Annotated in this window: 10 protein-coding genes; 6 read left to right on the forward strand and 4 right to left on the reverse strand. The window is 70.2% G+C overall.

What is annotated here, in order from left to right:
• Window positions 1-43: 43 nt before the first annotated feature.
• The 4 genes from DIS04_RS01300 to DIS04_RS01315 all read left to right on the forward strand — a co-directional run bounded on the left by DIS04_RS01300 (window position 44) and on the right by DIS04_RS01315 (window position 6721).
• On the forward strand, window positions 44-1756 hold the full coding sequence (locus DIS04_RS01300; RefSeq protein WP_111411915.1) for a SulP family inorganic anion transporter: 1713 nt from the start codon (window positions 44-46) through the stop codon (window positions 1754-1756).
• Between the two features lie 277 nt (window positions 1757-2033).
• Window positions 2034-3194, forward strand: coding sequence for a TAXI family TRAP transporter solute-binding subunit (locus tag DIS04_RS01305; protein ID WP_111411916.1), 1161 nt, complete (start codon window positions 2034-2036; stop codon window positions 3192-3194).
• A 66-nt stretch (window positions 3195-3260) separates the two neighbouring features.
• Window positions 3261-5282, forward strand: coding sequence for a TRAP transporter permease (locus tag DIS04_RS01310; RefSeq protein ID WP_111411917.1), 2022 nt, complete (start codon window positions 3261-3263; stop codon window positions 5280-5282).
• An 8-nt stretch (window positions 5283-5290) separates the two neighbouring features.
• The gene (locus tag DIS04_RS01315; RefSeq protein WP_111411918.1) at window positions 5291-6721 is read left to right on the forward strand and encodes an enoyl-CoA hydratase/isomerase family protein; all 1431 of its coding nucleotides are present in this window, start codon (window positions 5291-5293) and stop codon (window positions 6719-6721) included.
• A 15-nt stretch (window positions 6722-6736) separates the two neighbouring features.
• On the opposite strand, the gene DIS04_RS01320 is transcribed toward DIS04_RS01315, so the two are convergent.
• Genes DIS04_RS01320 through DIS04_RS01335 form a run of 4 tightly spaced genes read right to left on the reverse strand, consistent with a single transcriptional unit; the run spans window position 6737 to window position 11320 of the window.
• Complete coding sequence (locus DIS04_RS01320; RefSeq protein ID WP_111411919.1) at window positions 6737-8149, reverse strand: hypothetical protein; 1413 nt, start codon at window positions 8147-8149, stop codon at window positions 6737-6739.
• Complete coding sequence (locus tag DIS04_RS01325; RefSeq protein ID WP_111411920.1) at window positions 8146-8571, reverse strand: PaaI family thioesterase; 426 nt, start codon at window positions 8569-8571, stop codon at window positions 8146-8148. The genes DIS04_RS01320 and DIS04_RS01325 overlap by 4 nt, the downstream gene beginning before the upstream one ends.
• Window positions 8568-10169: a class I adenylate-forming enzyme family protein gene (locus DIS04_RS01330; RefSeq protein ID WP_111411921.1), complete on the reverse strand. Its 1602-nt coding sequence runs from the start codon at window positions 10167-10169 to the stop codon at window positions 8568-8570. The genes DIS04_RS01325 and DIS04_RS01330 overlap by 4 nt, the downstream gene beginning before the upstream one ends.
• The gene (locus DIS04_RS01335) at window positions 10169-11320 is read right to left on the reverse strand and encodes an acyl-CoA dehydrogenase family protein (RefSeq protein ID WP_111411922.1); all 1152 of its coding nucleotides are present in this window, start codon (window positions 11318-11320) and stop codon (window positions 10169-10171) included. The genes DIS04_RS01330 and DIS04_RS01335 overlap by 1 nt, the downstream gene beginning before the upstream one ends.
• Before the next feature lie 189 nt (window positions 11321-11509).
• On the opposite strand from DIS04_RS01335, the gene DIS04_RS01340 reads away from it, so the two are divergent.
• A complete protein-coding gene (locus DIS04_RS01340) occupies window positions 11510-13033 on the forward strand; it encodes a 3-hydroxyacyl-CoA dehydrogenase (RefSeq protein ID WP_111411923.1) in 1524 nt (507 codons plus the stop codon).
• Between the two features lie 15 nt (window positions 13034-13048).
• Window positions 13049-14257: a 3-oxoadipyl-CoA thiolase gene (locus DIS04_RS01345; protein WP_111411924.1), complete on the forward strand. Its 1209-nt coding sequence runs from the start codon at window positions 13049-13051 to the stop codon at window positions 14255-14257.
• Window positions 14258-14266 lie beyond the last annotated feature (9 nt).

The raw sequence follows: 14266 nt of genomic DNA on the forward strand, positions 1-14266 counted from the left end.
TCGTTTAGTCTGGTCGTCCCCCCACCCCGACGTGAAGCGAAGGATGCTCAAACGCTACCTGCCGATCCTCACCTGGCTGCCCCACTACAATCGGCGGCTCGGCCTCGCCGACCTGCTGGCGGGCCTGATCGTCACCGTCATGGTGATCCCCCAGTCGCTGGCCTACGCCGTGCTTGCCGGCCTGCCGGCCGTCGTCGGGCTCTACGCCAGCCTGCTGCCGAGCCTGGCCTATACCCTGCTCGGCACCAGCCGCACCCTGGCGGCGGGGCCGGTGGCAATCATCGCGCTGATGACCGGCGCGGCGCTGGCCGGCGTGGCCACGCCTGGAACGGCGCAGTATGTCGAGGCGGCACTGGTGCTGTCGCTGCTGTCAGGGATCATCCTGGTGGTGATGGGCCTGCTGCGCATGGGTTTCGTCGCCAATTTCCTCAGCCACCCGGTCATTGGCGGCTTCCTCTCGGCCTCGGGCATCCTCATCGCCGCCAGTCAGGCGGGTTACCTGCTCGGCATCGAACTCTCGGCGCGCGACCTGCTGCCGCGAGTGGTGGAGCTGGCACGGGAGCTGCCCTCCGTGCATCTGCCCACCCTGGCCATCGGCGCGGGCAGTCTCGCCTTCCTGCTGTGGCTGCGCCAGTTCGGCCGCGCCAGCTTGCGCCGGCTCGGCCTGCCCCGCTCACTGGCCGACCTGCTTACCCGGGCGGGCCCGGTCTTCGCCGTGCTGATCACCACCCTGGCGACCTGGCACTGGGGGCTCGAGCAGCGCGGCGTAGCCGTGATCGGGGATATCCCCCAGGGGCTGCCGCCGCTCACACTGCCCGGTTTCGACGCCTCGCTGTGGCAGGCCCTGCTGGTGCCGGCCCTGCTGATCAGCGTGGTCGGCTTCGTCGAATCGGTCTCGATGGGCCAGATGCTGGCGGCCCGACGACGCGAGCGCATCTCGCCCAACCAGGAGCTGCTCGCCCTCGGCGGCACCAACCTCGCCGCCGCCTTCACCGCCGGCATGCCGGTCAGCGGCGGCCTGACGCGCACCGTGATCAACCACGACGCCGGCGCCCAGACCCCCCTGGCGGGCCTGTTCGCCATGCTCGGGATCGGTGCGGTGACGCTGTTCCTTACGCCGGCGTTGCATCATCTGCCCGTCGCCACCCTGGCAGCCACCATTACCGTGTCGATCATCACCCTGATCGACGTGCCGATGATCCGCCAGACCTGGCGCTACTCGCGCAGCGACTTCTCGGCCATGGCCGTCACCATCCTGTTGACCCTGGTCGAAGGGGTCGAGGCGGGCATCCTGGGCGGCGTGGGACTCTCCATCGCGCTGTTCCTCTACCGTACCAGCCGCCCCCACAGCGCCCTGGTCGGCCGCATTCCCGGCACCGAGCACTTCCGCAACGTCGAGCGCCACGACACCGAGACCGCCAGTCATCTGGCACTGCTACGCATCGACGAGAGCCTCTACTTCGCCAATGCCCGCTATCTGGAAGACACCGTCTATGACCTGGTGGCGACACGCCCCGAACTCGAACACGTGGTGCTGATCTGCTCGGCGGTCAATCTGATCGACGCCTCGGCGCTGGAAAGCCTGGACGCCATCAATGCCCGCCTCAAGGATTCACGGGTCACCCTGCACCTGGCCGAGGTCAAGGGGCCGGTCATGGATCAGCTCAAGCGCAGCGACTTCCTCGATGACATGACCGGACGCGTCTTCCTCAGCAGCTATGCCGCCTGGCGCGAGCTCTCCCGCCCCTCCGACTAGCACGCAGGGACCTGCCGTGGCGCCGGAAGCCTGCCGGCAGGCCTATACCTTGGTCTAGGTGGGACTCACCGACCCGTCACGGCGGGCCGGGCAACCCCCTCATTTGCCTACCCTTTGCGTGTGTTTCTCTACGTTATTCCGCGTGGCGGAAACGTCGCCGGGCGTCATCCACGCGCAGCCGTTGACAGGGCGATAGCGCCTTTCTAGTATCGATCTCAGTTTCGGAATCAAATACCGCATAGCAAAACAACAATCACCCAAGGCACAGGAGTCCCTCATGCGCCAGCTGTCCCGTTCCCTCGCCCTCAGCGTCCTTCCCCTCTCGCTGCTCTCCACCGCCGTGGCCCAGGCCGACGAGGTCGAGCTGCCGCGCACCATGGCCTGGACCGCCTACGGCACCAACTCCAGCGGCTACGCCCAGGCGGTGGCCATCGGCAACATGCTGCAGGAGCACTACGGCACTTCGGTACGCGTCCTGCCCGGCGACAACGACGTGTCGCGCATGACCCCGCTCAAGCAGGACCGTGTCGACCTCTGCGCCTGCGGGATCGCCAGCTATTACGGCGCCGAAGGCGTGCTGATGTTCGCGGACCGTGACTGGGGCCCGCAGCCTATCCGCCTGCTCACGACCTCCACCGCCTCGTTCGGCCTGTCGCTGGCCGTGGCCGGCGATGTCGACGTCGAGACCCCGGCGGACCTGGCCGGCAAGCGCATCGCCTATATCCGCGGCGACGACGCCCTCAACAAGGGCACCGAGGCCTATCTCGCCTTCGGCGGCCTCACCTGGGACGACGTCGAGCGCGTCGACTACCCCGGCTATGCACGTTCGTTCGACGGCATCATCGCCGGCGACGTCGATGCCTCCTTCACCACCACCGTGACGCCGCCCGCCCAGCAGCTCGCCAGCAGCCCGCGCGGCATCAGCTGGCCGGTGCTCGACCCCGATGACACCGAGGGCTGGGAGCGCCTGCTGGCGGTGGCCCCCTACTTCCAGCCCCACGAGGTGACCTCCGGCGCCGGCGACGTCAGCGAGGACAACCCCGTGCCCAGCGCCAGCTATCCCTACCCCATCGTGGTGGCCAACCAGGACCTCGACGACGAGGTCGCCTACGGCCTGATCAAGGCGCTGCAGGACAACTACGATGACTACAAGGATGCCGCCCCCGGCGCCGTGGGCTACGCCCTCGAGTACCAGGACCTGACCTGGGTGCTGCCCTTCCACGATGCGGTGGTCGAGTACTACAAGGAGATCGGCGAGTGGACCGACGAGATGCAGGCCCACCAGGATGCGCTGATCGAACGCCAGGAAGTCCTGCTCGAGGCCTGGGACGCCTTCCTCGACGACGCCCCCGATGACGAGGAGGCGTTCCAAGACGCCTGGATGGAGGCGCGCGCCGAGGCCCTCACCGAGGCCGGCCACGATCCGATCTTCCAGTGATCCGCCCGCCTCGCGCCTGACCCCGGGGCGGCCTGGCCGCCCCTTTCCCGATTCACGGACGCCGCCATGACCGCCAGCACACCGAGCCAGTCTCCCCGCGAGATGAAGGAGAAGGTCACCCACATACGTCAGCTCCCCGCCGCGTTGCGCTGGATTCCCGGCGCCGTGACGGTGGTGCTGATGGCGATGACCCTGGACTACCTGTTCAACCTTGGCTGGCTGCGCTTCGTCACCGGCCTCGAGACCCAGTTCTATTATGCCGTGGTGGCCCTGCTGCTGCCGCTGGTGTTCCTGCTGTGGCCCATCCACCCCAGGCTGCAGCATCGCCCCGTCCCATGGTACGACTACCTGCTGAGCGCACTGGCCCTGGGCGTCGGCGGCTACTTCGTCTACCACGCCGAGGCGATCCTCGAACGCGGCTGGGCCTTCGCCGCCCCCGACACCGCCATCCTGGTGAGCTACGCCTGGTGGCTGCTGATCGTTGAGGCCGCGCGGCGTGCAGGCGGCTGGCCCATCGCCCTGATCGCCGCCACCTTCTCACTCTACCCGCTGTTCGCCGATGTCGTTCCCGGGCCGATCCAGGCGTTCCCCTCCACCCTGGAGGAGACCGCCATGTACCACACCATGAGCGCCGAGAGCATCATGGGCGTGCCGCTGCAGGCCTTCGCCGGCCTGGTGATCGGCTTTTTGGTGTTCGGCGTGGTGCTGCAGAAGAGCGGCGGCGGCAAGTTCTTCATCGACCTGGCCTTCGCCCTGCTGGGCCACGTCCGCGGCGGCCCGGCCAAGGTCTCGATCTTCTCCAGCGGACTGATGGGCTCGATGAGCGGCAGCGTGATCAGCAACGTGTTGACCACCGGGGTCCTGTCGATTCCCGCCATGCGCCGCATCGGCATGGGTCGCGCCTTCTCCGGCGGGGTCGAGGCCTGCGCCTCCACCGGCGGCGTGCTGATGCCGCCGGTCATGGGGGCTACCGCCTTCGTCATGGCGATGTTCCTCGACGTGCCCTATGCCGCCGTGGCACTGGCCGCGGTCATCCCCTCGATCCTCTACTTCCTCGGCCTGTTCATCCAGATCGATGCCTATGCCGCCCGTCACGACATCCAGGGGCTGCCCGCCGAGGAACTGCCCTCGCTGTGGCAGACCCTCAAGCAGGGCTGGTACTTCATCTTCGTCTTCGCCCTGCTGGTGTGGATGCTGCTGATCATGCAGCGTGAGGCGGTGGCGCCGTTCTACGCCACCGCCCTGCTGCTGGTGCTCAACCAGTTCTCGCGCCACAACCGCTGGGGGCTGCGCGAGCTGGGCGAGTCGCTCTCCTCGGCGGCCAAGCTGTTCGCCGAGCTGATCGCCATCCTGGCCGGCGTCGGCATGCTGGTCGGTGCGCTGTCGATGACCGGGCTCTCCGGCACCATCGCCAACGATTTTATCCATCTGGCCGGGGGCAGCGTGCCGCTGCTGCTGGTCATGGGTGCGCTGACCAGCTTCGTGCTCGGCATCGGCATGACCGTCACCGCCGCCTATATCTTCCTCGCCGTGGCCCTGGCCCCGGCGTTGATCCAGGGCGGCGGGCTCGATCCCATGGCGGTGCACATGTTCATCCTCTACTGGGGCATGCTCAGCTTCATCACCCCCCCGGTGGCACTGGGCGCCTTCGCCGCCGCCACCGTGGCCGGTGCGCGCCCCATGGCCACCGGCCTGCAGGCCATGCGCCTGGGCAGCGTGATCTACTTCATTCCGTTCCTGTTCGTGCTCAATCCCGCGTTGATCATGCAGGGTGAACCGCTGCAGATCGGCCTGGTCTTCGTACAGGCCGTGGTCGGCATCGTGCTGTTCGCCTCGGCGATGCAGGGCTACCTGATCGGCGTGGGCCGGCTCGGCAGCGGCCTGGTAACCGAGTGCATCGCCCGTGCCCTCGTATTGCTGGCCGGCCTGATGCTCGCCTTGCCCGGTGGCGGCATGGTGCCGCTGACGCAATTCGAGCTGCTCGCCATCGCCCTTGCCGCCCTGGTGCCCGCCGTGGTGATTGCGCGCTGGAGCCAGTTCCAGGCCGGGCAGCGAACGGCCCGGCTGCCCCCTCCCATCGACTCATGAGGAACCGCATGTCGTCTCCCGTGACCTATCAGCGCCACGACGATGTCGGCGTCATCGCCATCGACAACCCCCCGGTCAACGCCCTGGGCCAGGCCGTGCGCCAGGGTCTGGTGGACGCCGTCGCCCAGGGCAATGCGGACGCCGGGGTGCGCGCCCTGGTGCTCCTCGCCCGCGGGCGCACCTTCATCGCGGGCGCGGACATCCGCGAGTTCGGCAAGCCGCCCCGCTCACCGATCCTGCCCGAGGTGGTCGCCGAGCTCGAGGGCAGCGCCAAGCCCATCGTCGCCGTCCTGCACGGCACGGCGCTCGGCGGCGGCCTCGAGGTGGCGCTGGGCTGCCAGCTGCGCGTCGCCCTGCCCGGCACCCGGGTCGGGTTGCCGGAGGTCAAGCTGGGCCTGCTGCCCGGCGCCGGCGGCACCCAGCGCCTGCCACGCCTCGCAGGCATCGAGGCGGCGCTAGACCTGATCACCAGCGGGCGCTTCGCCGGGGTCGACGAGGCGCTCGCGCTCGGCATCGTCGATGCCGTGGTCGACCTCGACGATCCGCTCGAGGCAGGCCTGGCGGCGGCCCGCGACGTGCTCGCCGGCAGGCGGGCGCCGCGCGTCACCGGCCAATTGCCGCCGCCGGCGGCCGCCCCCGAGGCCATCGAGCGCTGCCGCGCGAAGCTCGCCGCCGAGGTGCCGGAGCTCTTCTCGCCCTTCCGCTGCATCGAGGCCATCGCCGCCAGCAGCGAGCTCGAGCTGGCCGAGGGGCTGCGCCGCGAGCGCGAGCTGTTCCTCGCCTGCATGGACTCGCCCCAGCGCGCCGGGCTGATTCACGCCTTCTTCGCCGCCCGCGCGCCGCACAAGGTGCCCGACGCCGGCGAGGTACCCGCTCTGGCCCGCATCGCCCTGCTCGGGCGTCACCCGCTGTTCGATCGCTTGAAGGGCAACGCCGAACGCGCCGGAATCGACCTCCTCGCGCACCCCGATGATACTGTCCAGGCCTGCCTCATCGCCCCGGGAGCCGATCCGACGTGCCCCGCGGGACGCCTGCGGGTGGCGCTGCTGGCCGCCACCGCGGCCATGGACCTCGGCGCCGTCGACGCCGACCTGGTGCTGGTCGTGCCCGACGAAGGCGGCCTGGCGGAGCTGGTCGCGTTGCGCGCCGACGCCGGCCAGCAGCAGGCCGTGGCCGATGCCTTCAAGGGCCTGCTGCGCCAGGGGATCGTGGTGAGCCGCTGCGGCAGCCTGCTGGCGTCGCTGCAGAGGGCGGCCCGCGACGATGCCGCCAATCCGCAGGCGGCCCTGGAAGCGGCGAGCCTGATGCTGGCCGATCGCGGCTGGGCCTATCGCGACAGCGATATCGACCTGCTCGCCATCGAGGCGCTGGGCTACCCGCGCCACCTGGGTGGTCCGCATCGTCAGGCCACCCTGGCGGCCGCAAGGCGGCGCGGCTGAGGGTACTTCACGCCCCTACCTGGCGGCGAACAGGAACCAGCCGGCCAGCAGCGGAATGCAGGCGAGCAGGAAGCGCGCGTTCCAGCGGTAGCCGATGCGGGTCGTGGCGACCCCGCTGAAGCGCGCCAGGATCAGCATCGAGGCGGTCATCGGCGACGACATCATCGCCAGCGCCCAGCCCACCATCAGCGAGGCCCCGAGCAGGGCCGGCGACAGCCCTTCGATGGGCAGCGTCGGCACCAGCCCGACCAGCAACGTCACGGTGACGATCGGATTGATGCCGACCTGGGCCAGCACCACGACCAGCAGCATCGCCAGCACGGCGTTGGCTGCCCCCAGCGGCTGCAGGGCGGCCAGCAGCGGCGCCAGGTTGCCAGCCGGCACCAGCGCCACGCACAGGTGGCCCAGGTAGCCTGCCGCCCCCAGCACCACCACTTCATTGCCGCTCGGCCCCAGCAGCCAGGGCAGCTGGCGATGCAGGCTGGCCAGCGCCGCCGGCACCCCCAGCCTGCCGAGCCGGCGTCGCTGCCAGGCGAGCCAGCTGACCGCCGCCAACGGCGCGCCCATCAGCACGGCGATGGGCAGCCGCACCTGCAGCGCCCAGGCCAGCAGGAACACCAGCGACACGACGCCGAGCAGCAGCAGGCAGAACTGCCCCAGCGGCGCCGCCGAGGGAGCCGGGCGCGACAGACGTCGCGAGGCGGGATACGAGCCGCTGGCATGGGCGGGATGCGGGCCGGTGAGGTGATCGACGGCCCACCCCACCAGGAAGATCAGCAGCGCGGCGCCGATCACGTAGGGGGCCAGGTCAAGCCAGCGCAGCGCCGGCAGGTTGGAGAGCACCACCGCCACACCGATGCCCATCGGCGAGATCAGCGGGGCCAGCGAGAAGCCGCGCAGCAGCGCGAGCATCATACGTCGCTGGCGTGCCTGGCGCACCCAGGCGCGGCCCTGGGCCGCCGCCAGGGTATTGCTCTTCTCGATCATGCCGGCGAACAGGTTGAGCACGCCGATGTTGAGGATGATGCCGAACAGCGCCGAGCCGGCGGAAAGGATCGGGTAGCGTCGTCCCGGCGGCTGCCGCAGCATGGCCTCGCCGCAGCGGCGCACCAGACGCGAGCGGTAGGCGGGCAGGCGCAGCAGGCTGAGCGCCACCACGAAGGTAGCAAAGAAAGCGAAACGGCCGGCCGCCTCGAACAGCAGTCTGCCGGGAGTCTCGCTGCGCCATAGAACGACCACGCTCAGTGCGGCAGCCGCGGCGAGCAGCCAGCGCGCCATGGCCGACAGGTGCCGGATCACGCCGGCAAGATAGAGGGCCAGCGCCAAGGCCGCGATGCCCTGCAACCAGGCGCTGGTGAACACCAGGTGGCCGAGGGTGGTCAGGGTCACCAACACCAGCAGGCTGGCACGCAGCCGTGCCGGTGTCACTCGGGGACACCCTCCGGCGACTCGCTGCCGCCGCGTCGACGAAACGCGCCCTCGGCCATCGCCAGCAGCTCGCCGCCGGCACCGGTGACCTCGCCGCTGGACAGGTAGACCTTGCGCCCGCCGCCGCGCACCCGACCCGTCGCGCGCAGCACCCCGGGGCCGGCGGGTCCGATGAAGGTGGTGGTCAGCGACAGCGTCATGCCCCGTCGCACCCGCCCGGGCACCTCGCAATGGAGCCCGGCGAGGCTCAGGGCACTGTCGAGCATCGAGGTGAGCACACCGCCGTGCACGATGCCGCTGCGATTGAGGTGGCGCTCGTCGGCCACCAGCTCGACCACGGCGACGCCCTCCGACCACGCCGTCACGCGCAGGCCGAGCAGGTCATGATAGCCCATGCGGGCTGCCTGGCTCTTGTCGCTCATGCCGTACCCTCCCGATGGGCCAGCTCACGCAGGCGCCCCTTGAGGATCTTGCCGCTGGCCGTGGCCGGCAGCGCATCCATCAGCACCCAGCGGCTGGGCCGCTTGTAGGGGGCCACGCGCGCGCCGACGAACTCGCCAAGCTCCGCCTCGTCGATCGTCGCACCGGGCTCGCGCTGGACGAAGGCGACCACTTCCTCGTTGCCGTCGACCTGTCGCCCCACCACCGCCGAGAGGGTCACGTCGGGATGCTCGTTGATCACCGCCTCGACGTCCGGTGGGTAGATGTTGAAACCGGAGCGGATGATCAGTTCCTTGCTGCGACCGACGATGTAGAGTTGGCCCTCCGCGTCGAGGCGGGCGATGTCGCCGGTATTGAGCCAGCCGTCCGCGGTGAGGCAGGCGCGGGTCGCCGCCGGCTGGCGGAAGTAGCCCTTCATGACGTTGGGCCCACGCACCCACAGCTCGCCGGCACCGGCATGGTCGGGTTCGTCCTCGCCGGCATCGCCGAGCGGCTCGAGGCGGTATTCCAGCAGCGGCAGCACGCGGCCGACGGTATTGCTGTCGAAGCGGTCGTCGATGCGGGTCTGGCTGATGGTCGGGCTCGCCTCGGTGAGCCCGTAGCCGTTGTGCAGGGTAAGCCCGAACAGCGCCTCCACGCGCCGCTTGAGATCGCCGTCGAGTGGCGAGCCGCCGGCGGAGAGGTAGCGCAGCGCGGGCGCGACCAGGGAGCGCCCCTCGCGGCGCAGGGCTTCCAGCATGCGCGCAAACATGGCCGGCACGCCCTGCAGCACGGTGATGCGCTCACGCTCCAGCGCCACGAGCAGGTCCGCGGCGTCGAATCGCGGCACGGTGTAGAGGCAGGCGCCGTTGTAGAGCGAGCCCATGCACACCGACGACAGGCCGAACACGTGGGACATCGGCAGCACCCCGTAGACCCGCTCGCCCTCGCCCAGATGGCGCATGCCACCCGACAACGAGGCGATGTAGAGGATGCCGCGATGCGTCAGCATCACTCCCTTGGGCGTGCCGGTGGTTCCCGAGGTGTAGATCATCGCCGCGACCTGGTCGGCGCCAGCGGCCTCGACCGGCTCCGCTTCGACCCCGGCCAGCGGCGACAGTCCGAGCCGGCCCAGCGAAGGGTGCCGATGTGTCTCGGCGCCGTGGCGCTCGGCATGGACCTCGGCGTCGGGAGAGGCCTCGCTGGTGTAGAACACCCGCCGCGGCTGGCAGTTGTCGCGGATGGCGTCGATCTCCTGGGCCGAGAGCCGCGAGTTGACGATGGCCACCCAGGCATCTCGCTCGCTCGCTGCCAGCAATAGCACGACCAGCGCCCGGCAGTTCTCGCCCACGGTCATGAGGCGATCGCCGCGGCGAATGCCGAGGGCATCGAGCCATGCCGCGGCGGCGCGAACCTCGCGCCCCAGCTCGGCATAGCGCCAGCGCACCTCGCCGTCCACCAGCGCCGGCCGCTCGGCCAGCTGCTCGGCATGCTCGAGCACGCGAGTGCTGAGCCGCTCGGGGAGCTCGGCCAGCCGCTCGCTCGCCAGGCGGCCGAAGACCACCTCGTCGGGCGCCCGCCGTGTCTCCGAGCGGTCCATCAGGTCACCTCCCGCACCATGTTGCGCGCGATCACCAGTTGCTGGATCTGGGTGGTACCCTCGTAGATGCGGAACAGGCGCACGTCGCGGTAGAAGCGCTCGACCGCGTACTCGGCGATGTAACCGGCGCCGCCGTGCACCTGCACCGCGCGGTCGGCCACGCGCCCCACCATCTCGGCGCAGAACAGCTTGCAGCAGGAGGCCAGGGTCGACACGTCCTCGCCGGCGTCCTTGCGCCGGGCGGCGTCGAGTACCATGGTGCGGCCGGCGTAGGCCTCGGTCTTGCTGTCGGCGAGCATCGCCTGGATCAGCTGGTGCTCGGCCAGCGGCACGCCGAACTGCTTGCGCTCGATGGCGTAGTGGAGCGACTCCTCGACCAGCCGTTCGGCCACGCCCACGCACACCGCCGAGATATGCAGGCGGCCGCGGTCGAGTACCTTCATCGCGGTCTTGAAGCCCTGCCCCTCCTTGCCGCCGATGACGTTCTCGGCGGGCACCCGGCAGTCCTCGAAGATGATGTCGCAGGTGTGCGCGCCCTTCTGCCCCATCTTCTTGTCGGCCGGGCCGCGCTTGAGCCCCGGCGTGTCGCCCTCGACGATGAAGGCGGAGATGCCGCCGGCGCCCTTGTGGTGCGGGTCGGTGCGCGCCATCACGGTGAAGACGTCGGCATGGGGGCCATTGGTGATGAAGCGCTTGGTGCCGTTGAGCACGTAGTGGTCGCCGTCGCGCACCGCGGTGGTGCGCAGGCTGGCGGCGTCGGAGCCGGAATCGGGCTCGGTCAGGCAGAAGGCGCTGAGCAGCTCGCCGGTGGCCAGGCGTGGGACGTACCTGGCCTTCTGCTCCGGCGTGCCGTCGATCAGGATGCCTTGGGCGCCGATGCCGTTGTTGGTGCCGAAGATCGAGCGGAAGGCCGGCGAGGTCTGGCCGATCGCCATTGCCACCAGCGCCTCCTCTTCCAGGGTCAGCCCCAGGCCGCCGTACTCCTCCGGGATCGACAGGCCGAACAGCCCCATCGCCTTCATTTCCTCGAGCAGCTCGGGCGGCACGGCGTCTTCTTCCGCCAGCCGCGCCTCGTTGGGGATGAGTCGCTCGCGCACGAAGCGGGAGATGGTATCGAGCAGCTGGTCGAGCAGGTCGGGATCGCGAATCATGGCATGTCCTCATGGAGGTGGCGGCGACGCAGGGGGTTGAAATCGTGGAGCCCCTCTGCCCTTATTTCGCCAAGCAGAATGAAAGACCGCATTTGGTTGTCAGGCAATGTTGCATAGCCTAGGATGGCAGTCAATAAACGAAATGCTATTCCGCAAAGCGAAATAAAATCATCGCAGAGAGGATCCCCCATGTCGAATGACACAGCGCCCCAGCCCTTGCGCACGCTGGGCATCGTCGGGACCGGTGCCATGGGACGCGGTATCGCCCAGGTCGCCGCCGAGGCCGGCCTCGCCGTGTACCTGCACGACCAGCGCGAAGGTGCCGTTGCCGAGGCGCGTGAATTCGTTGCCAGCATGTGGCAACGGGGCGTGCAGAAGCAGCGGCTGAGCGAGGCCGACGCCGAACGCTACCGTGCCGGCCTGAACGAGGCCGCCACCCTCGACGGGCTGGCCGGCTGCGACATCGTCGTCGAGGCCATCGTCGAGAAGCTCGAGGCCAAGCAGGCCCTGTTCCAGCAGCTCGAGGCCATTCTCGGCGAGGCGGCGGTGCTGGCCACCAACACCTCGTCGCTGTCGGTGACGGCCATTGCCTCCGCCTGCCGGCACCCCGAGCGCGTCATCGGCTTCCACTTCTTCAACCCGGTGCCGCTGATGCGGATCGTCGAGGTGATCCCGGGGCTTCGCACCGCGGCCGCGGTGACCCAACGGGTCGAGGCACTGGGCCAGGCCATGGGCCACTTCACCGCCCGCGCCACCGACACCCCGGGCTTCCTGGTCAACCATGCCGGTCGCGCCTTCGGCACCGAGGCGCTGCGCATCCTCGGCGAGCGTGTCGCCGATCACGCCAGCATCGATCGCATCCTGGTCGACCAGGGCGGCTTTCGCATGGGGCCGTTCGCGCTGCTGGATCTCACTGGGCTCGATGTCTCCCATGCGGTGATGGAGTCGATCTACCATCAGTACTACGAGGAGCCGCGCTTCCGCCCCTCGCCGCTGACCCGTCAGCGGCTGACCGCCGGCCTGCTCGGGCGCAAGAGCGGCGAGGGCTTCTACCGCTACGTCGACGGCCGGGCACAGGTCCCCGAGGAAGCGCCGCTGCCTGCCGCCGAGCCTCGCGCGGTGTGGATCGGGGCCGAGGAGGAGGACTCCCGCTCGGCACTCAGCACGCTGGTGCGCGACGCGGGCTGGCCGCTCGAGAACGGGGCGACGCCCTCGACGGATGCCCTCTGCCTGGTCGCCCCATGGGGCGAGGACGCCAGCGGTTGTGCCCTGCGCCTGGGCCTGCCCGCCGAGCGCTGCGTGGCCGTCGACCTGCTGGCCGGGCTCGAGCGCCGCCGCAGCCTGATGACCACCCCGGCGACCCGGGCCGACGTCCGCGACGCCGCCATGGCCCTGCTCGGCCACGACGGCACACCGGTCAGCGTGATCGCCGACAGCCACGGCTTCGTGCTACAGCGGGTGGTCGCCGCCATCGTCAACGTCGGCAGCGAGATCGCCCAGCAGGGCGTGGCCGAGCCGGCGACCATCGATCGCGCCGTGGAGCTGGGCCTGGGCTATCCGCGCGGGCCGCTGGCGATGGGCGACCACTACGGCAGCCGCCGGATCCTCGCCATCCTCGACAATCTGCTTGCCGCCACCGGTGACCCGCGCTATCGCGCCAGCCCCTGGCTGCGCCGGCGTGCCACCCTCGGCCTGCCGCTTACCCACCCTTGAGCGCTGGAGATCCCCATGCAACACGCCTATATCTACGACGGCCTGCGGACCCCTTTCGGTCGCCACGGCGGCAGCCTGGCCTCGCTGCGCCCAGACGACCTGCTCGGCCAGCTGCTGAAGGCACTGGTCGCGCGCAACGCCTTCGCCCCCGAAGCCTTTGAGGAGGTGCTCGCCGGCTGCACCAACCAGGCCGGCGAGGATTCGCGCAACGTCGCCCGTCATGCCGGGCTGCTGGCCGGCCTGCCGGTGGAGGTGGCGGCCCAGACCGTCAACCGCCTGTGCGGCAGCGGCCTGGCGGCGGTGGTCGACGCCGCCCGCGCCACCCGCCTCGGCGAGGGCGAGCTGTTCCTGGCCGGCGGCGTGGAGTCGATGTCGCGGGCGCCCTACGTGATGGGCAAGGCGGAATCGCCCTATGCCCGCAACCAGCCGCTCTACGACACCGTGATCGGCTCGCGCTTTCCCAACCCCTGGATCGCCCGTGAATACGGCAGCCACAGCATGCCGGAGACCGCCGACAACGTGGCCCGCGACCTCGGCATCGGCCGTGACGCCAGCGACGCCTTCGCCGCCCGCTCCCAGGCCCGCTACGGCGAGGCCCAGGCGCGTGGCTTCTACGACGGCGAACTGCACGCCGTGGCGGTGCCCCAGGGGCGCAAGCAGCCGCCGCTGACGGTGGCGCGCGACGAACACCCACGCCCCGGCACCGACATCGACAAGCTGGCCCGGCTGGGGCCGCTGTTCGAGGGCGGCGTGGTCACCGCCGGCAACGCCTCGGGCCTCAACGACGGTGCCGCCGCGCTGATCGTCGGCAGCCTGGCCGCCGGCGAGCGTGCCGGCGTCGCCCCGCGGGCACGCATCCTGGCAAGCGCCGTGGCCGGGGTGCCACCCAGGGTGATGGGCCTGGGGCCGGTGCCGGCCAGCCACAAGGCACTGCAGCGCGCCGGGCTCTCCCTCGCGCAGATGGACGTGATCGAGATCAACGAGGCCTTCGCCGTGCAGGTGCTCGGTTGTGCCAGCCAGCTCGGCCTCGACGCCGACGACAGCCGCCTCAACGCCAATGGCGGCGCCATCGCCATCGGCCATCCGCTGGGGGCCTCCGGCGCACGCCTGGCGCTGACCGCCCTGCGCCAGCTCGAGGCCGGCGGCGGCCGCCATGCCCTGGTCACCATGTGCATCGGCGTCGGCCAGGGCATCGCCTGCGTCCTCGAGCGGCTGGACGCCTGAACGGCCAAC

Origin of the sequence: Billgrantia lactosivorans, from assembly GCF_003254665.1 — a bacterium.
Taxonomy (GTDB): Bacteria; Pseudomonadota; Gammaproteobacteria; order Pseudomonadales; family Halomonadaceae; genus Halomonas; species Halomonas lactosivorans.